Below are 22,517 nucleotides of genomic sequence, written 5' to 3'. Positions count from 1 at the left end.
ATTGCCAATATGCCGCTGTTATTGAGTCACTAGCGTTGCACATTGGCAGGTGCATTTATCAATCTTGCCACCTGTGTGGCCAACCAACTTGTTGCCTTGGGTATTCCCTAATGCGCTGCCCACGCCACTGTGTTCAGGTCCACACCTTCCAGATGCATTTCCCAAAGCGGGGACAATTCGCGGAGCTTGCCGATCTTGCCTTTCATCAGTTGCACGGTGTAATCGATATCCTCTTCCGTCGTGAAGCGCCCGATCGAGAAGCGGATGGAGCTATGCGCCAACTCGTCGGAGCGTCCCAGCGCCCTCAGGACATAAGAGGGCTCCAGGCTGGCCGAGGTGCACGCGGAACCGCTGGAAACGGCGATGTCCTTGACCGCCATGATCAGCGATTCGCCCTCGACAAAGTTGAAGCTGATGTTCAGGTTGTGGGCGACGCGGTGTTCGAGATCGCCGTTGACGTAAACCTCGTCAATTTCCTGCAAGCCCTTGAGCAACCTGTCGCGCAACTGGCGAATGCGTACGTTCTCGCTATCCATTTCCTCACGGGCGATACGGAAAGCCTCGCCCATGCCGACGATCTGGTGCGTTGCCAGCGTGCCTGAACGCATGCCGCGTTCGTGGCCGCCGCCATGCATCTGAGCCTCGATGCGCACGCGTGGCTTACGGCGCACGTACAGGGCGCCAATGCCTTTGGGGCCGTAGGTCTTGTGGGCGGAGAAGCTCATCAGGTCCACAGGCAGCTTTTGCAGGTCGATATGCACTTTCCCGGTCGCCTGCGCGGCATCCACGTGGAAAATCACGCCTTGCTCGCGGCAGATATTGCCGATCGCTTCGATATCCTGGATCACGCCGATTTCGTTGTTGACCAGCATGACCGACGCCAGCACGGTGTCCGGGCGCAAGGCCGCCTTGAATTTTTCCAGGTCGACCAGGCCGTTGGGCTCTGGGATCAGATAAGTCGCTTCATAGCCAAGTCGCTCAAGCTCACGCACCGTATCGATCACTGCCTTGTGCTCGGTTTGCACCGTGATGATATGTTTGCCCTTCGAGGGGCTGTAGAAATTGGCCGCGCCCTTGATCGCCAGGTTGTTGGATTCGGTCGCGCCCGAAGTCCAGACGATTTCGCGCGGGTCGGCGTTCACCAGCTTGGCTACTTCCTCGCGTGCGTTTTCCACGGCCTTTTCCGCTGTCCAGCCGAAGGCATGGCTGCGCGAGGCCGGATTGCCGAAGTGCTCGGTAAGGTAAGGGATCATCTTTTCCGCCACCCGTGGATCGATCGGGGTGGTGGCTGAATAATCCAGATAAATTGGCGTGCGTACTGTCATTTTCCGGTTTCCTAAACTGCGATAGCAGTTAACTTTCTCAATCTTGCGAGTTCGCGTTCCAGCGCTTGCAGGAAGGCGTTGACCTCATCTATGTCGTTATTCGTGCCCAGACTGACCCTGATCGCGCCACGGGCGGTATCCGGCTGGACGCCCATGGCCAGCAGGACATGGCTGGGCTCGGTATTGTCGCTGGAACAGGCCGAACCGCTCGCAACCGCAAACCCTTGCTTGTCCAATGCCATCACCAGGGTTTCGCCTTCAATGCCGTTAAAGGCAAAAAAGCTGGTATTGGGTAAACGCTCGGCTCCTGCGCCGAAAATAATCGCATCCAGCTTGCGGATGCCTTGCTCCAAATGCTCGCGCAGGAAGGCCAATTCGCTGCGGCGTTGCCGCGCTTCCACGGATGCCAGCTCGCAGGCGGCGCCAAAGCCCACGATCGCGGCGATGTTTTCGCTGCCGCTTCTCAAGCCTCTTTCCTGTCCGCCGCCGTAGAGTAGCGGCTGGATATCAATCCGCTTGTCCAGGATCAATGCGCCGGCGCCTTGCGGGCCATTGATCTTGTGTGACGACAGGCTCATGGCATGCACATTGAGGCTGCCGAAGTCCACGTCCATCTTGCCCAGTGCCTGCACTGCATCGGTATGCATGTAAGCCTTGTGCGCACGTGCAAGCTCGCCCAGGCCGGCAACATCCTGGACCACGCCAGTCTCGTTATTCGCCAGCATGACCGAGACCATGTCGGTCTTATTTTTCAATATGGATTCCAGCGAGGTTTTTTCAACCTGCCCATGCTGGTTGCTGGCAATCCGGTCAAGCTCCCAGCCTTGCCACCTCAGCGCTTCGGCCGGCCGGGATACCGCTGGGTGCTCCAGGCTGCTGACGGCAATCCTGCCTTTGCCCAAGGCATTGGCTACGCCCGTGATGGCAAGGTTGTCGGCCTCGGTGCCGCCGCTGGTGAAGATCACTTGTGAAGGGTGCGCGCCAACGGCATCCGCTACCTGTTCGCGTGCCTGGTCGATGGCATTGCGCGCCGAGCGGCCGTAGATGTGGCGGCTGGTGGCATTGCCTTGCTGTTCAGACAAATATGGCAACATGGCCTGCAACACCGAGGGGTGGAGGGCTGTGGTGCCATTGTTGTCAAAATAGACCGGGCGCATGTTGCAATCCTTGGCCTAGGCCGCGACCTGTACCTGCGAGCGCGAGGTTTCGCGGCGCACCGTGAAGCGGATTTCCTTGCCTTCACGCTGCGAAGCCACCAAGTCGGCAAGCGCAACGCCAGAGAGGTATTCCAGTATCTTGGCGTTCAAGCTGGACCAAAGGTCGTGCGTCATGCACGGCTTGCCTTCGTGGCAGTTTTCCTTGCCGCCGCACTGGGTGGCGTCGATCAGCTCATCCACGGCGGTGATGATGTCAGATACGGAAATGTCATGGTGGTTTTTGGCCAAGCGGTAACCGCCGCCTGGGCCGCGCACGCTCTTTACCAGGCCGTTGCGGCGGAGGCGGCTGAAAAGCTGTTCTAGGTAGGAAAGGGAAATGCCTTGGCGCTCGCTGATGCCAGCAAGAGTGACCGGCTTTTCCTCTTCGTTGAGGGCCAGATCCAGCATCGCAGTCACTGCAAAACGGCCTTTTGTGGTTAATCGCATGTTCAGTTCCTAAAGTTGTTCGGATGGCGCGCCATTACTGGGTTGGCGCGGCTTTTTCACGACGGATTTCTAGACTGGAATTCTAGAATACCTGAACACTTTAGTCAACTATTTTGTTGATGTAGTTCACATCGAAAGCGTGCCCGACTTCGGCATCCGTTTCGATGTCTGCACCGAGTTTTGCCAACTGCTGCTTGACCTCCTGCAGTTGATTGTCCTGGTAGGCGATATGTTCGATGAGGGCATGAATGGCCTTGTTCAATGGGTCGTTCATGTTTTCGCTGACGGCATAGGCGGCAAAGCCGATCTTTTCCGCCATGTTGTCCTGCTGGCGTGGCTGCTCCTGGTCGACGATGCGCGCGGGAATGCCGACCGCGGTGGCATTGTCCGGAATGTCCTTGACGACAACGGCATTGGAGCCGATCTTGGCTTTGGCGCCGATCGTGATCGGGCCGAGTACTTTCGCCCCCGCGCCGATCACGACGCCGTTCAGCAGCGTGGGATGGCGCTTGCCTTTGTTCCATGAGGTGCCGCCCAGGGTGACGCCGTGGTATAGGGTACAGTCGTCCCCGATCACGGCAGTCTCGCCGATGACCACCCCCATGCCGTGGTCGATGAAGACACGCCGGCCGATGACGGCGCCGGGATGGATTTCAATGCCGGTGAACCAGCGTGCGATATACGAGCTGAGCCTGGCCAGCCAGTAAAGGCGCAGCCGCCAGAGCCGGTGCGAGACCCGGTGTATGAGCAGGGCATGTACGCCCGGATAGGTGGTGAGGATTTCCCAGCGCGTGCGTGCAGCAGGGTCCCGCTCGAATACGACGCTGATATCTTCTTTGATTTTGCTGAACATCCTACTATTTTACTCTGAAATTGGATGCAAGCGTGATGTCTCAAGGGGATGGCGATCTTGGCGGATGGGGCGTCTGCGTGGCGCTGAGTATGCCCCGCAGGATGTTGACTTCCTCCTTTTCCAGCCCTGCGCGGCCATACATGCGGCGCAATCGCTGCATCAGGCGCTTGGGCTGGGCAGGGTTCAGAAAGCCGATCTCGACGAGCACCTGCTCCAGATGCGCGTAGAAACGCTCGACCTCGTCGCTGGTGGCCAATGGGGCGGATTCGGTGCTGGCTGGCTGCGGGTTGTCCAAGGCCGCCATGCGCAGTTCATAGCTGATGACCTGCACGGCAGCCGCAAGGTTGAGCGAGGAGTATTCCGGGTTGGCGGGAATCATGGCTAGTAATTGGCAATGGTCGAGTTCCGCATTGGAGAGCCCGCTCATTTCCGTGCCGAACACAATGGCGACAGGGGCGCCGTGGGCTGCGTCAATCGCGCGTTGCACGCCAGCATGCGCTGAGACCAGTGCATGTGAAAGTTCGCGTCTGCGTGCGCTCATGCCGATGGCAAGCGTCGTGCCGTGTAATGCCTCCGCCAAGGTTGCGCATACCTGGGCGCTATCGAGGACGTCCGTCGCGCCCGATGCCATGGCGGTCGCCTCGGCATGAGGGAACGATTTCGGATTGACCAGCACGAGCCGTGACAATCCCATGGTCTTCATGGCACGCGCAGCGGCCCCTATGTTGCCGGGGTGGCTTGTCTGGCAGAGCACGATACGGATTTGTTGCAGCAGGTTGGGTTTGGAGGTCATAGCAATAAAGCTTAAAATATCATTTTAACAGTTTAGGCCTTGTGCTCAAAAAAGCACATTTGCCACTTGTTCTTTAAAACCAGCCCGGCCTGCCGGGACATCGATAACGGAAAGAATCTATGCATTTGTTGAACAATGCGGTCAAGGCCGCCCGCCGTGCAGGCGATATTATCAATCGTGGCTCCCTGGATGTCGGGGCCCTGACGGTGCGCAGCAAGGATTACAACGATTTCGTCAGTGAAATCGACCATGCTGCCGAGGCGGCCATTATTGATGTGCTGAAGAACGCCTATCCTGACCATGGGTTTTTTGGCGAGGAAAGCGGCAAGCAGGACGAGGATGCGGAAAACGTCTGGATCATTGATCCGTTGGACGGCACGACCAATTTCCTGCATGGTTTCCAGCAATATTCCGTTTCGATCGCCTTGAGGCAAAAGGGTCAGATCACGCGTGCGGTCATCTACGATCCCAGCCGGAACGATCTGTTCACGGCCATTCGCGGCGGCGGCGCTTTCCTGAACAACAAGCGTATCCGCGTCACCAACCGTCCCAAGTTGCAGGATTCCCTGATCGGCACGGGTTTCCCGTTCCGCGATTTCACCCATTTCGAGACTTACCTCGGCATGTTCAAGGATATGGTGAAGAAAACCGCCGGCTTGCGCCGCCCCGGCTCTGCCGCGCTTGACCTGGCTTATGTCGCGGCCGGATGGTTCGACGGCTTCTGGGAAATCGGCCTCTCTACCTGGGATATTGCGGCTGGCGCTTTGCTGGTACACGAAGCAGGCGGCTTGGTCGGGGATTTCGAGGGGAACGAGGGTTTCCTGGAAAGCGGCAATATCGTGGCCGCCAACCCCAAGGTGTTCGCACAGATGCTGCAGGTCCTGGCGCCGCATTTGACCGAAGAGTTGAAGACCAAGAAAAAGTAATGTCCAGGGCAGCGGATGTTGCCCATTTCAAATCTACATATCCATAAAAGAAAAAAGCCAGCGTGAGTTTTCACGCTGGCATTACACTATGGAGAAGTTGCAAAGAACATGGAGTGAACTCTTAACTTCTGGGAGTCATTCTAGAGAGTGAGCAGGCCGGTGGCTGTAGGAATGTGTCACTTGGGCAGGGGGAAATGTTCATTCAAATTTCGTGCTGAATGGATAGGTGTCGGGACTTTTTCCCGTTTCTGTTTTCGGAGAACTGATTTAAATTGCGCAATCACCCGCAACCTCCTGCTCAATCAAGTTCGCCGATGAACCTAAAATTACGTCTCAACCTGATCATTACCCTGCTGTTGGCATCGGTGTTGTTGCTTGCTGCAATCATGATGGTCCATAACGCGCGGGATGACGTGCGTGCGGAAGTGCAATCCACCGCTACGCTGGCCATGCACCTGCTGGATGCGGAAATACTGCATTACACCTCCGACTTCGCCTGGCTGCGCGAGACTGATGGCCAAAACTCCAATTCCATGTTCCGGTTGCACAGCCTTGGAAACGTCCGGCACCTGCGCATCGAGTTTTTTGATGCGAACGGGCGCCTGCGGGACAGCAATATCGAAGGCGACAAGCAGGAGCCAACCTCCTGGCTGGTACGGACCATGGGATTCATTTCCCCGGCCATGCCTGAAATCCGCCGCAAGATTTTTGTCAGCGGCCGCATGATCGGCGAGTTGGTCGTCACCCCCGATCCCAGCTATGAAATCCAGGAAGTGTTGGGCGATATCATGGGGCTGCTGCTGCTGGTCGCGATCTTCTTTGTAGCCGTCAATGCGTTGGTGTATTGGGCGGTGGGACGCGCGATGCGGCCTGTCGACAGCGTGATGACGGCGTTGAATGAGCTGGAGCGTGGCAACCTCAAAGCTCGGCTGCCGGAGTTTGAGCTGCCGGAGCTGGCTGGCATCAGCCGGAAGTTCAATGCCATGGCCGAGACGCTTGAAACGAGCATTCACAACAATCATAAGCTCACACAGCAGATGATCCGCCTGCAGGAGGACGAACGCAAGAACCTGGCTCGCGACCTGCATGATGAAATCGGGCAATACCTCACGGCCGTGCATGTGGATGCTTCCGCTATCCTCAATGCCAAGAATATCGAAGGGGCCAAGGAAAGCGCCAAAGCCATCAGCGCAGTGGCGCGGCAGATGATGGATATCGTGCATGACATGCTGCAGAGGTTGCGTCCATCGGGCCTGGATGCGTTCGGGCTCAGCACTGCCGTGACAGACCTGGTGAATACCTGGAAGCAGCGTAACCAGCAGGTTGAAGTGCGTTTTGACATTCCCGAGCGTCTCGACGACGTCCAGGATGAGACGACGGCTATCGCGGTCTATCGCATCGTGCAGGAGTGCCTGACCAATGTGACCCGGCATGCCCATGCCAGCCAGGTGGATATACGGATCAGTATCGAGGGCGCTATGCTCAGGATTACGGTTGAGGATAACGGGCGAGGATTCAATACTGCCCAGTTGCCATCCGGTTTTGGGCTGGCGGGCATGCGGGAGCGCGTGGAAGGCCTGGGAGGGCGTTTCTCATTGGAAAGCGCTTTGGCTGCCGGCGCGCGCGTCGACGTCGAATTGCCATTACAAGAATCAGTAGGGGATAAACAATGAGTGTGAATATTCGCGTCATGTTGGTGGACGACCATGAGGTCGTCCGCTCCGGTCTGCGGCGCTTGCTTGAGCAAAATGACGGCGTGGAGGTCATTGCCGAGGCGGACAGCGGGGAGCAGGCGTACCAGTTCTATGGCGAGCATGTGCCCGACGTCGTCGTGATGGATATGTCCATGCCGGGTATGGGCGGGCTGGAGGCCTTGCGGCGCATCATTGCGCGTTATCCCCAGGCCCGTGTGATTATTTTCTCCATGCATGAGAATGCGGCGTTTGCATCACAGGCTTTAGGGGCGGGCGCCAGGGCTTATGTTGCCAAGTCCGGCGCGGCGGACGATCTGGTCCAGGCGGTGCGCGAAGTGGCACAGGGCAAGGGATACTTGAGCCCGGGCATTGCCCAGCAGATTGCGTTGCAAACGCTTTCAGGTAGTGACGATCCTACGCGCTTATTGTCCGCACGCGAGTTTGAAGTATTCCGCTTGCTGGCCGCGGGCAAGGGGATAGAGGAGATTTCCACTATCCTGAAGATCAGCCAGAAAACCGTAGCGAATTACCAGACGCTGCTGAAGCAGAAATTAGGCATCACCAGCCCAATCGAGCTGGTCCGGCTCGCTATCAAGCATGGCGTAATTGAAGGTTGAAGCATGATTCCCGGGTTTCTCGAAACACCTTCCCGAAAAGCGCAAGATTTTGTCATTGTCGGGAATAATTCCTGGTGTTTTTGGGGAATTAATGCGCTGGCTGATTCAACCGCTTGGGCATAGGATGCTACCTAACAGCTTGGATTTTTCAGCAAGACGTTTCCCCATCAAGCCTGTTGTTCAACTCCATACCACTAAGGATGTATCAAAACCAGGCTGACACCTGGTTTTTTTTTGCCTTGAATCAATTCAATCCCGCTGCTGGGTAATGCCGAAGCGTATCGCCATATGCACCAGTTGCCCCGTGGTTTGCACGTTGAGCTTCTGCCTTACCTGTGTCTGGATGTTGGCGGCGGTCTTATAGCCGATGTGCAATTGTTCCGCGATGCCGGTCAAGGAAACGCCTTCGGCAATCCGGCGGAACACTTCGAACTCCCGCGGGGAGAGTTTTTCCAATGGATTCTCGGTCGGCGTGAAGCGGTCCATGGCGAGGTGCTGTGCCAGTTCGTGGCCGATGTAGCGTCCGCCGCGCAACACTTGCTTCACCGCCTCCAGCAATACTTCCGGCGCGTCGGTCTTGACGACATAGCCCTTGGCGCCAGCCTGCATGGCGCGCGCTGCATAGATATTGTCGTTGTGCATGCTGAAGATGATGAGGCGGGCATTGCCATCGCGCGCAATGATGCGGTGCAGGGTTTCCAATCCGCCGATCCCGGGCATGTCCAAATCGAGAATCCCCAGGTCGGGGTGGTGTTCCTGCCAAAGCGTGCAAGCGCGCTCGCCGTTTTCCGCCTCGGCGGTCACCTGGTAGCCCGCGTTTTCCAATAAGGTGCGTAAACCGCTACGCACTACTGCGTGGTCGTCTGCCAACAGTATTTTCTGAGCCATGTTAATTAACTTTCCTGAATCGCCTTGGATGCTGTACTGAAGGGTAGCGTGGCCGAAATGACGACCCCTTTCTCCCTGCTGCGTACGTTAAACACGCCGCCTTCCGCTTCAACGCGCTCGCGCATGCCGGATAGGCCGAAACCGGCTCTGGGCAGGTGGGGGTTGAAGCCAACGCCGTCATCATGAACTTCTATCGTCAACGTGTCGGAAAGGATGCCGCGCGTGCGGATGAGCTTGATCGAGATATGGCTTGCATGCGCATGGCGCGCGATGTTGGTGAGCGATTCCTGCACGATGCGGTAGGCTACGATGCTGGTTTTTTCCGGCAGGCTCAGGCAACTCTTGTCCAGCGCCAATTGACACTCGATCGCTGGATGCTGCTTTTTCCACTCGCTGACCAATTGTTCAATCGCCTCCACAAGCCCATGGGCGTCCAATGCCGTAGGCCGCAGGCGGTGGATCAGTCCCCGCACCGCTTGTTGGATATGCTCGACATGCGAGTTGATGCGCGCGGCAAACTCTGCCAGCGGATGTTGCTTGTCCTTGGGCAGGCTGGCTAATTCCAGGCGGATTGCAGTGAGGTACTGTCCCATTTCGTCATGGACTTCACGCGCGATATTGCGGCGCTCTTCCTCTTGAACCTGCATGGCATGGCGTGCAAGCGCCTGGTTCTCCTTGAGCAGGACAGCCAGTTCACGCTCAGCCAAGTGTTGCTCCGTGATATCGGCAAAAAAACCGTAGATATTTTTTTCGGAGGTGTGCGGATTGTCCAGGGCGCGTGTCAGCCGGGCCGTCACGATCCATGGCGCATTATCGGGACGCGCAACCGTGAGTTCCGGAATATCGACCTTTTCTGCCGTTTGCAGCTTTTGGCAAAGCTCATCCCAATGCTTGCCAATTGCCTTCTTCAGGTTGAGCGTGGAGGCGCTGTTGCCAGACATGGTGCTGAATGCCTGGTTGCACAGCAAGATATTGCCTTTCATGTCAGCAATGAAATTGCCGCACAAGCCTTGATCGAACAGCGTTTTGAACATGCGCTGGCTTTCTTGCGATGCATGTTCGGCTTCTGCCCTGCGGTTGGCTTCAGAGATCATTTCGCGCATTCGGCGGCGTGAAAACCAGATGGCGACAAAAGCTGCGGCGAAAAGCACCAATGGAAACTCGTCCAGCTGCAGCGATTCATGAGCCAGCGCCCATGCAATGAATTTTTCCGAGAGGTCCAGCTTTGCCGAGAGCAGGAAGACGCTCATGATGACAATCAGGGAGATGACAAAATCACGGGCAGACTGAGAAATGCGTGTCCAGAATGTGATCATAGGAATGGAGTTTTGAGTGGTGCTCATTATCGCGACATTCTGATAGAGATCATTCATTCCATGGAAGTGATTTTTTCCTGAAATCGCTTGCTGGACGCGGGTTTGTGAGTTTTTCCCGTTTTTATGTGTGATTAATTTTTATTTACATTGAAATATTTTCAAAACATATTTGGGATTTATTCCCAATATAATTTGTGATTAATTCCCCTTCTTGGATTGAACCAATCCTTGGAAACTCTCACCTGTCGCTGGTTACAAATTTTTACAATTAAAGAAAACTGGTGATATTTATGGAGAAGTGCTGGAAAAACGATGCTATTCCAGCGTTCAAATAATACTGAGAGGGAATTCAAACGTGATTAAAAAACCAATGATGGGGATGGCAGCCTTGATCCTGACTATGCCAGCGTTCGCGGCAGAGCAGGCAGGTCAGCTGAATGCCGCTTCCGAGGCGAATGAGGAGAACATTGTTACAGACAAGGTCAAGGTGACCAGCATCTTGCCAGATCGCCTGGAGGCTGTGCCTGGCTCTTTCAATGTGGTGGATGAAAAGGAATTGAAGGCTCGGCAGCCATTCAGCGTGCGCGAAGCATTAAACCAAACACCTGGGATTAATATTGTTGGTGAGGATGCTTTTGCTCTTGCGCCTAATATTGGTATTCGGGGAATGAATCCACGACGCACCCAGCGTACTCTTTTGATGGAAGATGGCATGCCATTATTTATGGCGCCTTATGGCGATCCATCAGCTCATTACTCCACGCCATTGGATCGTGTAAACCGGATTGAGATTGTAAAAGGGTCTGGTCAAACATTGTATGGCCCACAAACTGTCGGCGGGATGATCAACTTTGTGACCAAGCCCGTGCCAAAAGAGTTTCAGGCCAGTGTGATGGCGATTATTGGCAACAACAACTTCAGCGGCGGCCATGTCAATATTGGTACAGGTGGTGACTGGGGCGGCATTATGTTGGATGCAGTCAACCGAAAAGGTGATGGTATCCGTAAAAATCATGACTTCGAGATTAACGAACTAACATTAAAAGGCCAGTTGAATCTTGATGATAGAAATACATTGATTGCTAAGTTGGGCTGGTATGAGGAGAAATCCAGTATTTCGGAAACCGGCTTGGGTGAGATGGAATGGAGAGAGGATAAATATCAGGCACCTACCGGTGATCAGGACCAATTCAATCAAACACGAAAAACTTTACAACTGAAGCACATATTTGAGATTAGCGAGAAAGCGAAGCTAAGTACACAGTTTTATTATGCAGAGACTTCACGGGCTTCTTTCCGTCAAATAAATAGTCCTGGTCGTTATGATTCTGACAGTCCTGGCAGTTCTACCGGCTACTCACGTCTCGATCGATGCCCAAGTGGAGCGATGCGGGATGACTTGAGTAATGCAGCTCAATGTGGTGGTCGCTGGCGTCCTCGTGATTATGAATACTATGGTATTGAGCCACGTTTGGACTTTAGCCATAACCTGTTTGGTATAGAAAGTGATGCGGTGATCGGGTTCCGCTGGCATCAAGAGGATATTAGACGTAACCAGTTCCGTGCTAACGGCCCCGAAGTGCAAAGCCAATCTTGGGCTGAAGCTTTGGGGGATCATCGTGAAGATGTGAGGATCGACGTCGAGGCGAAGTCTTATTACGCACAAAATACGTTCTATTTAGGGAATTGGGCTTTAACTCCAGGTATTCGAGTAGAAGATATTCGTATTAAAACCAATGTGGTGAGAGCTGAAGGGGTAACTCATGAAAATCCCGAATCTAGTTTGACTAATAATCAGACCAAAGTACTACCTGGTTTTGGGGTGGCATGGAATGGGATTGAGAATACAACGATTTTCGCTGGAGTGCATAAGGGATTTGCCCCACCGCGTCCTGACCGAGATATTGTAGCATCTGCCGCAAATACCGCCGTTGTTCACAAGACTAAGCCTGAAGAAAGTACCAATTGGGAGTTCGGTATCCGTTCTAATTACTTCCGCGGTGTTAGCTATGAAGCGACCTTGTTCCACACTAAGTTTGAAGAGATTGTAATCAATAGTGGGGCTGGCGCATTCATTAATGGTGGGGAGTCTCAGCACAGTGGTATTGAGTTGGGGGGGCGTATAGATTTTGGGCAGGTTTATAACACACCGCATAATTTTTATGTGACTGGTGCCTATACTAATTTATTCACGGCTAAATTTAAGAAAAATGGCCAAAGAGTTCAGGATGGTATTGTCAGTGGTGATAGGCTGCCATATGCACCACGCCATATTGCATCGGTTAACTTCGGATACTCTCACCCTGTAGGTCTGGATGCACGTATCGGAGTGGACTATGTAAGCCGCCAAGAAGTTGATACTTTTGCCAGGGTATTGGACCCAACTGATGCCGCATTGTCTGGTCTTGCTGGAGATATTCCATCTTATGCATTGGTAAATGCATCCGTGAGCTACCGTCCAATAGGCAGCAAGGCAACCTTCTTCGTCAGCGGGCATAACCTGGGTGACAAGGAGTATCTGGCAACCCGTGTCGATGGCATGCATGCCGGTCGTCAACGCCAAGTGTTCGGGGGTGTCCGTTACGATTTCTAATCCTTAACCGCATCCTTCCTCTGGCTTTTTGCTGGAGTAGTTGTACTTGCGCCCCGTTATCGGGGCGTTTTTTTTGCATGGTGAGCTTGATAGTGGCGGCGTTATAATCAAGGTTTGTAGTGATGTGCTGGCGTTGGCAGGCACGCTTGAACGGGCAATGAATTTGACTACCTCAGACAATACCTTGGAACAACATACGCCGATGATGCGCCAGTATCTCGGTATCAAGGCGCAATATCCCGATATGCTGGTGTTCTACCGCATGGGGGATTTCTACGAATTATTCCACGATGACGCGGAGAAGGCATCGCGCCTGCTCGGCATTACGCTCACCAAGCGCGGCAGTTCCAATGGAGAGCCTATCCGCATGGCGGGCGTGCCTTATCATGCGGCGGAGCAATACCTGGCAAAACTTGCCAAGCTAGGCGAGGCAGTCGCCATTTGTGAACAGGTAGGCGACCCTGCCAAGAGCAAGGGGCCGGTGGAACGCCAAGTCACGCGCATCCTGACACCGGGCACATTGACCGACGCTGCCTTGCTGGACGACACGCGCGACAATCTGTTGCTTGCCGTTTCCCGCGGTGAAGGCGTATTGGGGGTTGCCCGCATCAACCTGGCCTCGGGCCGTTTTGTCCTGAGCGAAATAGCGCCGGGGCTGCTGGCGCAGGAGCTAGAGCGCATCAGCCCGGCTGAAATTCTTTATCCCGATGATTTTTCCCATGTCGCGTTGGAGCAGGTGAAATGTTCCAAGAAGCGGCTGGCGCCTTGGCAGTTCGACCTGGATTCATCGGTCCAGACCCTGACCAAGCAGTTCAGCACCTACGACCTGGATGGCTTCGGCTGCGCCGATATGCAGGCGGCCATCATGGCGGCCGGCGCCTTGCTGGATTACGTCAAGCATACGCAGCGCACCAGCCTGCCGCATATCCAGGGGCTGACGGTAGAGCAGGGAGGCCAGTTCATCCAGCTGGATGCCGCGACGCGCCGCAATCTGGAAATCGACCAGACCTTGCGCGGGGAGCCGTCGCCGACATTGTATTCCTTGCTGAATACCACCGTGACGGCCATGGGCGCGCGCTTGCTGCGCAGCTGGCTGCATCATCCCCTGCAGCACCAGCCTGACATCCAGGCGCGCTTGCAGGCGGTGACGGGGTTGCAGACGCAATATGATGGCTTGCGTCCATTATTGCGCAATGTCGGGGATATCGAGCGCATGACGGCGCGCGTTGCCCTGAAAACGGCGCGTCCTCGCGATTTGTCCGGTTTGCGCGATAGTTTGCAACAACTGCCGTTGTTGCAGCGTGTATTGCGTCCTGAAAGTTCGTTGTTGCTGCAAGCCTTGCAGCAACAGTTGGATGTCCCGCAAGCCGCGTTGGCGATGTTGCTGGCGGCCGTCAAGGACGAGCCTGCCGCCGTATTGCGCGAAGGCGGCGTGATTGCCGATGGTTTTGATGCCGAGCTGGATGAGTTGCGCGGCATCCAGAGCAATTGCGGCGAGTTCCTGCTCAAGTTCGAAGCGCAGGAGCGCGAGCGCAGCGGCATCAGCAACCTCAAGGTGGAATACAACAGCGTACATGGCTTCTATATCGAAATCAGCCGTGCGCAATCCGAGAACGTGCCTGCCGAATACCGCCGTCGTCAGACGTTGAAGAATGTCGAGCGCTACATCACGCCTGAGTTGAAAACATTTGAAGACAAGGTGTTGTCCGCCAATGAGCGTGCCCTGGCGCGTGAAAAAGTGCTGTTCGATGCCTTGCTTGAAAACTTGCAGCCTGCGCTGACCGCGTTGCAACGCAATGCGGAAGCCGTGGCGCAATTGGATGTGTTGGCAACATTTGCCGAGCGTGCGGATGTGTTGAAATATGTCGCGCCCCAATTCAGCAATGAGGCCGGCCTGGATATCGTGGACGGCCGCCATCCGGTAGTGGAGCAGTTGGCGCAGCCGTTCATCGCCAATAGCGTTTCCTTGTCGCCTTACCGCCAGTTATTGTTGATTACCGGGCCCAACATGGGCGGTAAGTCGACTTACATGCGGCAAACCGCGTTGATCGTGCTGCTTGCGCATTGCGGCTGCTTCGTCCCGGCAAAATCGGCGAAGATAGGCCCGATAGACCGGATTTTCACCCGCATCGGCGCTTCGGACGACTTGGCCGGAGGCCGTTCCACCTTCATGGTGGAAATGACCGAGACCGCCAATATCCTGCACAATGCGACAGAGCAAAGCCTGGTGTTGCTGGATGAAATCGGGCGCGGCACTTCGACTTTTGATGGCTTGTCCCTGGCATGGGCAGTCGCTAGGCAGCTGTTGGAGAAGAACCGCAGCTATACCTTGTTTGCCACGCACTATTTCGAATTGACCAGGATCAGCGAAGAGTTCAAGCACGCAGCCAATGTGCACCTGGATGCGGTTGAACACGGCAACGGCATTGTGTTCCTGCATAACGTGGAGGAGGGGCCTGCAAGCCAGAGCTATGGCTTGCAGGTGGCGCAACTGGCGGGCATCCCGCGCTCGGTGGTGAATGCCGCGAAGCGGAAGCTGGTGCAGCTTGAACAAAGCCAGGTGATGCAGCAATCCTCTTCCGGGCAAGGAGATATGTTTGTCGCGGTGGATAGTGCGCCGGAACCCGCTATGCACCCGGCGGTTTCCGAGCTTGAAAGCATCGATCCCGATGGCTTGACGCCAAGGCAGGCGCTGGATGTTTTGTACAAATTGAAAAAATTAATATAAATATCAGCAATAATTCGACATAGTTTTGAAACAACTCCCTGCCACAATATGAACCGTAGTCCTTACCGGGACTGCGGTTTTGTCAATTTAGAGATCCCAAAAGGAAAATATGGTTGTCGAGTATTTCATCAAGATAGTGATTCCGGTGGTGTTTGCATCATTTGTTGCCATGATCGGTTGGTTTGCCGGTGAAAAGCAGGGTGCGATGGTTGCCGGTGGAGCTTCCCTTGCCCTGTCGATTGGCTGGACCAGTTACAGCTGGTCATTGTCCATGAGGCAGTCGCGTATCAATGCGCGGTTGGCCAGACGCAAGCAGGCGCGTGCCAAGAAGGCGGTACGCAGCGTGTCTTGCGCATGATGTAAGTCAAGCGGCTTTTCTTTAAGCCGCACTGGATATGAAAAAGGCAGCCTGATGGCTGCCTTTTCTATTGGGCGTACAGCCCAGGTTCAGCTCATCGACGCCAACTAAGCCTAGTGATGGTGCCCGCCTGCGCCATGCACGTGGCCGTGCTCTACTTCTTCCTTGCCTGCTTCGCGCACTGCGGTGACGGAAGCCTTGAACAGCACGCGTTCGCCAGCCCAGGGATGGTTGCCGTCGACGATGACCTTGCCGTCTTCAATATTGGTCACGGTATACAGCACCACGTCGCCGGTTTCGTCTTCGCCTTCAAATTGCATGCCGACCTTCAATTCTTCCGTAGGAAAAGCGGAAACAGGCTCTATTTGCACCAGCTCCTCATCATAGTCGCCGAACGCATCAGCGGGCTCCAGGGTCAGTTCGATGGAGTCGCCAACGGATTTGCCATGCAGTTCTTCTTCTACTCGCGGGAAAATATTGTCATATCCGCCGTGCAGGTAGCTGACGGGATCCTTGCTGGCCTCCAGAATATTCCCATCGCTATCGCGTAGTTCATAAGTGATGGTGACAACAGTGTTCATGGCGATCTGCATGAAAGATCCTTCTTTTAAAGTGATTTGATAAAGTTGAGTATTTCTGCGGCATGGCCTTTGGCCACCACCCCATATTGTGCCAAGCGTACCACTCCAGTCCGGTCGATGACAAATGTGGAGCGGACGATGCCCATTTTTTTGATGCCGTCCCTCTCCTTTTCCTGCCATACGCCATATTGGCTGCATACTTCGCCATCCTCATCGGACAGCAGTTGTACTGCCAGGCCATGCTTGTCGCGGAAGTTGGCGTGGCTTATGCAATCATCCCGGCTGATGCCGATCACGAAAGTGTCATGGCGCTTGAACTCTTCCTCCAAGTCGCTGAATTCAATGGCTTGCAATGTGCAACTGGGGGTGTTGTCCTTGGGATAGAAATAGAGCACCACATTGTGTCCGCGCAATGCGGAAAGGCTGATAGTCTCGATATCTGCATCTAGCAGGGAAAAGTCAGGGGCTGGCGTATTGGGCTGCAGCATGGCTTGCTTTGCAGTTGGGGATGACGGGAAAGATTCTAACCTAATTTCTTGGCAGCGTAAGCAATACGCTATCATGCGAACATGAAAAAAGAACAAATTTCACAAGAGATTCCGCTGATCTTGCTTGGCGGTTTGAGCGCAGAGCAATTCCTCGCCGAATACTGGCAGAAAAAACCTCTGTTGATCCGCCAGGCCATTCCTGGCTTCCATGGACTGCTGAGCCCGGATGAGTTGGCAGGATTGGCTTGCGAGGAGGATGTGCAGTCTCGCCTGATTTCATTCAAGGGCGGGCGCTGGAGCGTGGAGAGCGGACCGTTCGACGAAAAGCGCTTTGCCAAGCTGCCCGAGCGCGACTGGACCCTGCTGGTGCAAGGCGTCAACCATCATTTGCCGGAAGCGGCGGAATTGTTGCAGCAGTTCGCTTTCGTGCCTTACGCCAGGCTGGACGACCTCATGGTGAGCTTTGCGCCCGACCAGGGGGGCGTGGGGCCGCACTTCGATTCGTACGACGTGTTCCTGTTGCAGGGAGAAGGCGAGCGTTTATGGCGGATCAGTGAGCAGGAGGACTTGACCTTGGTGCAGGGCGCGCCGCTGCGTATCCTGCAAAATTTCAATACCGAGCAGGAATGGGTGTTAGAGCCAGGGGATATGCTGTATTTGCCGCCCCACGTCGCGCACTGGGGCATTGCAGCGGGCAATGCCATGACGTACTCCATCGGCTTCCGGGCGCCTTCGGCGCAGGAGCTCGCCAGTGAATTCCTCAATTACCTGCAGGACAAATTGCACGTGCCTGGGATGTATGCAGACCCGGAATTGCAGCTGCAGTCGCATCCGGCGGAGATTGGCACGCGGATGCTGGACAAGGTCAGCGCGATGCTGGAGCAGATCCGCTGGCAGCCCAATGATGTGTCCGATTTTCTCGGACGTTACCTTTCAGAGCCCAAGCCGCATATCGTGTTTGATGAAAATGAGGCGCTGGGATTGAAGCAGTTTGTGCAACAACTCCCAAAGCACGGCATTGCATTGTCTGGCAAGAGTCAGATGTTGTTCCATGGAAACCAGTTCTTCATGAATGGCGAGCAGCTGGCGGCAGCGGTGCAGCATCAGCCGGTTCTGACGGCATTGGCGGATGGTCGCCGGCTTGAGGCTGCTTACTTTGATTCCGCTATCCTGCAGGATGCTGCATTGATGCAGCAGCTATATGGCTGGTATCTGGCGGGTTATTTGCATTTCATGGAGTGATCGCGTAGCTTACGCAAAAGCAATATGCAAGGTGGAGTGATATCTCTCTACCGGAAGTGGCGTCACTGCCAGCCGTAAATTAGGAGTATGCATTGGCCAGGGATGAAATCATGCGTGCCTTGTTGATGACCATGTGTCTGGTTTGCTTTCCTGTCCAGGCGGCAGGGTTGGATTTTAAGATGATTACGCTGCAGCATCGTTTTCCGCAGGATATCCTGCCTGCGGTACAACAGCTAGTCGGCCCCGAAGGTTCGGTCACCGCGATAGACCATCACTTGGTCGTGCGCGCCACAGCCGACAAAATGGATGCGGTCGAGGCCTTGGTCGAAAGGTTGGATACCGTGCAACGCAATGTGCGGATCACGATCCGCCATGACGATTATGCCGCCCAGGATAATCGCTCAATGGGTGTTGACGGAAGCCTGCGGCACGGGGATGTCGAGATCGGCATCAATGATGATGCTTCCGGGCGCGATGGCTTGCGCTTCAACATGGATGACAGCCAGACCGCAAGCCGTCGCAGCGGGGAGCAGTTCCTGACGGTGCTGGATGGCGAGCGCGCTTTCATCCGGGTCGGGCAATCCGTGCCCTTTACTCAGCAGTGGGTATTGCTGACCGCGCAATATGCCAATGTACAGCAGACAACAGAATTCCATGACATCACGACTGGTTTTGCTGTCAGGCCCCGTTATATCGGCAATGAGGTCGAGGTGGAAATCACGCCGCGTATCGCGCGCCTCAATGCGATGGGTTTCATTGATTTCGAACAGTTGTCGACCACTGTCCGCGCCTCGCGGGGACAGTGGCTGGATATCGGCGGCGTCATGCAGGGGCGGGATGAGGTCAGCCGCGCCATTCTCTCGCAAAGCCAGTTTGCAGAAGGAAAAAACAGCCGCTTGCAAATCAAGGTTGATTGAGGGATTTGCCGCCTGTTTTTTTATTCGAAAAGTGGCAGAATATTGTGCTAAATAAGGCTGGTAGCCAAAAAACAGTGGTATTTTTTATCGGAAATGGTAGAATTTTTGGCACTCGGTTGGTTTAAAGGCTTACCGTAACTGGTTTTAAAATTTATTGTCTACACACATCTTTAAGGGATAAAAAATGACACGTTCCGCTCTGCTTGCCGCTCTGCTCGCACTTGCTTTGACTGCTTGTGGTCAAAAGGAAGAAGCACCTGCCGAAGCTCCTGCTGTTGAAGAAGCTGCTCCTGCTGTTGAAGAGGCGCCAGCCGAAGCTCCTGCAGAAGAAGCTGCTCCTGCTGTTGAAGAAGCTCCAGCTGAAGCTCCTGCAGAAGAAGCACCTGCTGAAGAAGCTAAGTAATTGACATGCTGGCTTCATGCCAGCTTCAATTATCTGGATCGAAAAGCCGGCAATGCCGGCTTTTTGTTTTTTTACTGCTCAGCTTTCCTTAAGTTCTTCTAAGATACTTGCTTCATTTGATTTGACGCCAGTCGAACCCTTCTTGCTGGCTGGCAATCCCGATCCAGTGTTCTTCACAGTTGAGAGTGCGGCTTAATGCATTATTGACCAAGGCTGGCTGGTTATTTTTTTCACTCAGGTGTGCAGCCACGATGTGCTGCAGCTTGCTGTTATCCAGTTTGCCCAGCAGGTTCGCTGCGCTTTCGTTGTCCAGGTGCCCCAGGCGTCCTCCCACGCGTTGTTTCAGGGAGCGCACGTAAGGGCCATTATGCAGCATGTCCAGGTCATGATTGCATTCGAGCACCAATGCGTCGCAGGCGTTGAGCGTGGCTTCGATATGCGGGGTCGATATGCCTGCATCGGTGAGCACGCCGAGCTTGTGTTTGCCGTCTTCAAAAGTGTATTGCACTGGCTCGCGTGCATCGTGCGGCACCGGGTAGGGCTGGACCTGCAAATCGCCGATGCCGAACGACTGGTGGCTGTCTATGATATGCAGGTCGAACCCGCGTTCCTTTGGCATAAGTCTCTGGCTCGTGACGTATGTGCCGTGGGTGAGCCACACCGGGATGCGATAGCGGTTGGCGAGCTTGAACACGCCGCTGGTGTGGTCGTCGTGCTCATGGGTGACGAGAATGCCGTCAATCTCATCGGGTTGCAGGCCCAGCTTGGCGATGCGTCGGATCGCATCGCGCAAGCCGAAGCCGCAATCCAGCAATAGGCGGGTGGCGCCTTGCTCGATGATCAGGCCGTTGCCTGCGCTGCCGCTGCCGAGTGAAGCGAATCGCATATCAGCAAGTGCTGGTCAAGGGCGGTTGCCGTTTTAATGCAAACAATTCGACAACCGTCCTGAATGGGTTATTTGAGTTGCTCGAACAGAAGGTTGATGATGCGGTTTGCCGTGCTGGTGCGTTCGCGCTGGCCGTCCTTGTCCGTGATGGTGATCAGGGAGTTGCTATCCCCCGAGCTTTCCACCCTGACTTGGTACTGGGTGTCGCCGGACTTGCGCTTTTTGTTGCCGTCCTTGTCGGTCTTGTCGTTGCCCCAGAATTTCAGGGTCTCGAGCAAGCCTTTCTTTTCCTTCGGCAGTTCGTCAATATCGTTGTCCGTGTAGCGGACATAGAAAATGCCGCTGGAGCGGTCGCGATCCTCGACGACGAAGCCAATGCGGTCCAGCGCCAGCCCTACGCGGCGCCATGCGCGGTCGAACGCGTCATTGGTGCTGAGGCTGAGCGTGCCGTCGCCTTCCTTGTTGATGTTGGCGCGTAATTCAGGAGAGGCATTGGCGATGATGGTGCGGGATTTCTTCTCCTCGACGCCCAGGCGTACCATGAGCCTGCGTAACAGTTCCGCATCGATGTCTTCCGCGATGGCGCGGGACTCTTCGGCGCCAGTGCGCTTGGTCTTGGTGGGAGCGTAGCCCATTTCCACCTCGCCGGCGATGGTGCGCACCTTGACCTTGCCGTCGTCGGGCACGTTGCTGACGGCGCGATGGCTCATGTAGATTTCAGTCGTGCCTTGCTCTGCGCCATGGTCGATGCGGGTGCGGAATTTCTGGCGGTTTTGCAGGCTGTTCAGCTTGTCCAGCCAGCCCTGGAATTTCTCCAGGTAGGTCTTGTCGCCAGTATCCAGCGAACTGGGGTCGACCCATTCCGTTTCCATGACGCCGGTTTGCGGGTTTTCCACCTGGACGGCAAACCCAAGGTCGGTCCAGAATTCACGGATGACGGGCCAGACTTTTTCCGGCGCGGCATTCACCACCAGCCAACGCTGCGCTCCCGCACGCTCCATGCGGACGCCGTCCGCATTCGGCAACACTTTATCCTGCTCGTTTTCTACCTGGCCGCTTTCATTCAACGATTGGCTGTAATCGGAGTAATTGGTCGCGGCGCCGGGAATGGCGTAAGCGTCGCTGGCCGAGATATTGGTGAGGTCGGGCGGAACTTCCAGGGGGCGTGAGCGGCCTGCCGCCTTATAGTCCGAGCTGGTATCAATGAACGGAATGGAGCAACCGCTGACGGTAAGCAATGTAGCCAGTAAAACAGGTTTGATTGTGAATCGATTCATGGTTTCTCTTGACTGAATAACGGTGGCATCAAATGGCAGCTTGCTTCATGGCGCTGCGCAATGTGTCATGGAATTGGGATGATAGTGGCACGAGCGGCAGGCGAATGCCACCCTGGATCAGGCCCATCTGCTGCAACACCCATTTCACCGGGATCGGGTTGGCCTCGACGAACAGTTTCTGATGCAATGCGAACAGCTTGGCGTTGGCGCTGCGGGCGGCCTTGGTGTCGCCTGCCAGGGCCGCCGCGCACATGTCGTGCATCAGCCTGGGGGCCGCATTCGCCGTCACCGAGATGACGCCGTGCCCGCCGAGTAACAACAGCGCCAGGCTGCTGGCGTCATCGCCGCTGTAGATCGCAAATCCTGCCGGTGCGCGCAGGATCAGGTCGGTGCCGCGCTCGATATTGCCCGTGGCGTCCTTGATGCCGACAATATTATTGATCGCGGCAAGGCGAAGCACGGTGTCGTTTTGCAGGTCGCAGCCTGTGCGGCCGGGGACGTTATACAAAATCTGCGGGATGTCCACTGCCGCGGCAATCGCCTGGAAGTGCTGATACAGGCCTTCCTGCGTTGGCTTGTTGTAATAGGGGGTGACCAGCAGGCATGCATCTGCGCCTAGCTCTTTCGCCTTGCGGGTGAGGGCGATGGCCTCGCTGGTGGAGTTCGCTCCTGTACCGGCAATGACCGGGATACGGCCAGCACTATGCTCGACCGTGGTCTTGATCAGCAGGGCGTGTTCATCAAAGTCGACAGTGGGGGATTCGCCTGTTGTGCCCACCACCACGATGCCATCGGATTTCTGCTCGATATGGTAATCGATGAGTGAGCGTAACGCCTGGATATCCAGGCTGCCATCGTCGAGCATGGGGGTGACGATGGCAACGAGACTGCCTTGCAGCATGGTTATACGACCTGATAATGATTAAACCTGCCCATTTTAACTGAAACTGGGAGGATAATAATATGATTTTATGCCCTTTCATGGCTGT

At 55.2% G+C, this 22,517-nt stretch carries 21 protein-coding genes; 9 read left to right on the top strand and 12 right to left on the bottom strand.

The window, feature by feature from the left end; genetic code table 11:
• Positions 1–107: 107 nt before the first annotated feature.
• The 5 genes from ACJSDX_RS08365 to ACJSDX_RS08345 form a co-directional block, all read right to left on the bottom strand.
• Positions 108–1,325: an IscS subfamily cysteine desulfurase gene (locus ACJSDX_RS08365; protein ID WP_407994310.1), complete on the bottom strand. Its 1,218-nt coding sequence runs from the start codon at positions 1,323–1,325 to the stop codon at positions 108–110.
• A gap of 11 nt (positions 1,326–1,336) precedes the next feature.
• Positions 1,337–2,482 (bottom strand): cysteine desulfurase family protein, encoded by a 1,146-nt coding sequence (locus tag ACJSDX_RS08360; RefSeq protein ID WP_407994309.1) that lies wholly within the window; start codon positions 2,480–2,482, stop codon positions 1,337–1,339.
• A gap of 15 nt (positions 2,483–2,497) precedes the next feature.
• Positions 2,498–2,968 (bottom strand): Fe-S cluster assembly transcriptional regulator IscR, encoded by a 471-nt coding sequence (gene iscR / locus ACJSDX_RS08355; protein ID WP_309564756.1) that lies wholly within the window; start codon positions 2,966–2,968, stop codon positions 2,498–2,500.
• 100 nt (positions 2,969–3,068) lie between these two features.
• The gene (cysE, locus tag ACJSDX_RS08350; RefSeq protein ID WP_407994308.1) at positions 3,069–3,821 is read right to left on the bottom strand and encodes a serine O-acetyltransferase; all 753 of its coding nucleotides are present in this window, start codon (positions 3,819–3,821) and stop codon (positions 3,069–3,071) included.
• A gap of 40 nt (positions 3,822–3,861) precedes the next feature.
• Positions 3,862–4,614 (bottom strand): RNA methyltransferase, encoded by a 753-nt coding sequence (locus tag ACJSDX_RS08345; protein WP_407994307.1) that lies wholly within the window; start codon positions 4,612–4,614, stop codon positions 3,862–3,864.
• Positions 4,615–4,733: 119 nt separating this feature from the next.
• Here ACJSDX_RS08345 and ACJSDX_RS08340 point away from each other — a divergent pair, with 119 nt between their 5' ends.
• The 3 genes from ACJSDX_RS08340 (at position 4,734) to ACJSDX_RS08330 (ending at position 7,851) form a co-directional block, all read left to right on the top strand.
• Positions 4,734–5,540 carry an inositol monophosphatase family protein gene (locus ACJSDX_RS08340; RefSeq protein ID WP_309564759.1) on the top strand — a complete coding sequence of 269 codons (807 nt, stop codon included), beginning with the start codon at positions 4,734–4,736 and terminating at the stop codon, positions 5,538–5,540.
• 314 nt (positions 5,541–5,854) lie between these two features.
• Positions 5,855–7,213: an ATP-binding protein gene (locus ACJSDX_RS08335; RefSeq protein WP_407994306.1), complete on the top strand. Its 1,359-nt coding sequence runs from the start codon at positions 5,855–5,857 to the stop codon at positions 7,211–7,213.
• Positions 7,210–7,851: a response regulator gene (locus tag ACJSDX_RS08330; RefSeq protein WP_309564761.1), complete on the top strand. Its 642-nt coding sequence runs from the start codon at positions 7,210–7,212 to the stop codon at positions 7,849–7,851. Before ACJSDX_RS08335 ends, ACJSDX_RS08330 begins: the two co-directional genes overlap by 4 nt.
• Positions 7,852–8,100: 249 nt before the next feature.
• Here ACJSDX_RS08330 and ACJSDX_RS08325 read toward each other — a convergent pair whose 3' ends face one another.
• On the bottom strand, positions 8,101–8,739 hold the full coding sequence (locus ACJSDX_RS08325; RefSeq protein ID WP_309564762.1) for a response regulator: 639 nt from the start codon (positions 8,737–8,739) through the stop codon (positions 8,101–8,103).
• A gap of 5 nt (positions 8,740–8,744) precedes the next feature.
• The gene (locus ACJSDX_RS08320; RefSeq protein ID WP_309564763.1) at positions 8,745–10,082 is read right to left on the bottom strand and encodes a histidine kinase; all 1,338 of its coding nucleotides are present in this window, start codon (positions 10,080–10,082) and stop codon (positions 8,745–8,747) included.
• A gap of 328 nt (positions 10,083–10,410) precedes the next feature.
• Here ACJSDX_RS08320 and ACJSDX_RS08315 point away from each other — a divergent pair, with 328 nt between their 5' ends.
• The 3 genes from ACJSDX_RS08315 (at position 10,411) to ACJSDX_RS08305 (ending at position 15,734) form a co-directional block, all read left to right on the top strand.
• A complete protein-coding gene (locus tag ACJSDX_RS08315) occupies positions 10,411–12,648 on the top strand; it encodes a TonB-dependent receptor family protein (RefSeq protein WP_407994305.1) in 2,238 nt (745 codons plus the stop codon).
• Positions 12,649–12,805: 157 nt separating this feature from the next.
• Positions 12,806–15,376: a DNA mismatch repair protein MutS gene (gene mutS, locus ACJSDX_RS08310; RefSeq protein ID WP_407994304.1), complete on the top strand. Its 2,571-nt coding sequence runs from the start codon at positions 12,806–12,808 to the stop codon at positions 15,374–15,376.
• A 109-nt stretch (positions 15,377–15,485) separates the two neighbouring features.
• Complete coding sequence (locus ACJSDX_RS08305) at positions 15,486–15,734, top strand: hypothetical protein (protein ID WP_309564765.1); 249 nt, start codon at positions 15,486–15,488, stop codon at positions 15,732–15,734.
• A 113-nt stretch (positions 15,735–15,847) separates the two neighbouring features.
• On the opposite strand, the gene ACJSDX_RS08300 is transcribed toward ACJSDX_RS08305, so the two are convergent.
• Together ACJSDX_RS08300 and ACJSDX_RS08295 are read right to left on the bottom strand one after the other, a co-directional pair.
• On the bottom strand, positions 15,848–16,327 hold the full coding sequence (locus tag ACJSDX_RS08300; protein WP_309564766.1) for an FKBP-type peptidyl-prolyl cis-trans isomerase: 480 nt from the start codon (positions 16,325–16,327) through the stop codon (positions 15,848–15,850).
• Positions 16,328–16,341: 14 nt separating this feature from the next.
• A complete protein-coding gene (locus ACJSDX_RS08295; protein WP_407994303.1) occupies positions 16,342–16,803 on the bottom strand; it encodes a peroxiredoxin in 462 nt (153 codons plus the stop codon).
• Between the two features lie 81 nt (positions 16,804–16,884).
• Between ACJSDX_RS08295 and ACJSDX_RS08290 the strand changes: the two genes are divergently transcribed.
• The 3 genes from ACJSDX_RS08290 to ACJSDX_RS08280 all read left to right on the top strand — a co-directional run bounded on the left by ACJSDX_RS08290 (position 16,885) and on the right by ACJSDX_RS08280 (position 19,365).
• Positions 16,885–18,045, top strand: a complete 1,161-nt coding sequence (locus ACJSDX_RS08290) for a JmjC domain-containing protein (RefSeq protein ID WP_407994302.1) — start codon at positions 16,885–16,887, stop codon at positions 18,043–18,045.
• 110 nt (positions 18,046–18,155) lie between these two features.
• On the top strand, positions 18,156–18,962 hold the full coding sequence (locus ACJSDX_RS08285) for a secretin GspD/PilQ domain-containing protein (RefSeq protein WP_407994301.1): 807 nt from the start codon (positions 18,156–18,158) through the stop codon (positions 18,960–18,962).
• 184 nt (positions 18,963–19,146) lie between these two features.
• Positions 19,147–19,365, top strand: a complete 219-nt coding sequence (locus ACJSDX_RS08280) for a hypothetical protein (protein WP_407994300.1) — start codon at positions 19,147–19,149, stop codon at positions 19,363–19,365.
• Positions 19,366–19,477: 112 nt separating this feature from the next.
• On the opposite strand, the gene ACJSDX_RS08275 is transcribed toward ACJSDX_RS08280, so the two are convergent.
• From ACJSDX_RS08275 to dapA, 3 genes are all read right to left on the bottom strand, one after another.
• Positions 19,478–20,251 carry an MBL fold metallo-hydrolase gene (locus ACJSDX_RS08275; RefSeq protein ID WP_407994299.1) on the bottom strand — a complete coding sequence of 258 codons (774 nt, stop codon included), beginning with the start codon at positions 20,249–20,251 and terminating at the stop codon, positions 19,478–19,480.
• A 68-nt stretch (positions 20,252–20,319) separates the two neighbouring features.
• Positions 20,320–21,528, bottom strand: a complete 1,209-nt coding sequence (gene bamC / locus ACJSDX_RS08270; protein ID WP_407994298.1) for an NlpB/DapX family lipoprotein — start codon at positions 21,526–21,528, stop codon at positions 20,320–20,322.
• 28 nt (positions 21,529–21,556) lie between these two features.
• The gene (dapA, locus tag ACJSDX_RS08265; protein WP_407994297.1) at positions 21,557–22,429 is read right to left on the bottom strand and encodes a 4-hydroxy-tetrahydrodipicolinate synthase; all 873 of its coding nucleotides are present in this window, start codon (positions 22,427–22,429) and stop codon (positions 21,557–21,559) included.
• Positions 22,430–22,517 lie beyond the last annotated feature (88 nt).

It is taken from the genome of Methylobacillus draconifructus, assembly GCF_045984355.1.
Taxonomy (GTDB): Bacteria; Pseudomonadota; Gammaproteobacteria; order Burkholderiales; family Methylophilaceae; genus Methylobacillus; species Methylobacillus flagellatus_A.
Note: the sequence above shows the minus strand (reverse complement) of the source record. Positions and strands in the feature narration are given on the sequence as shown.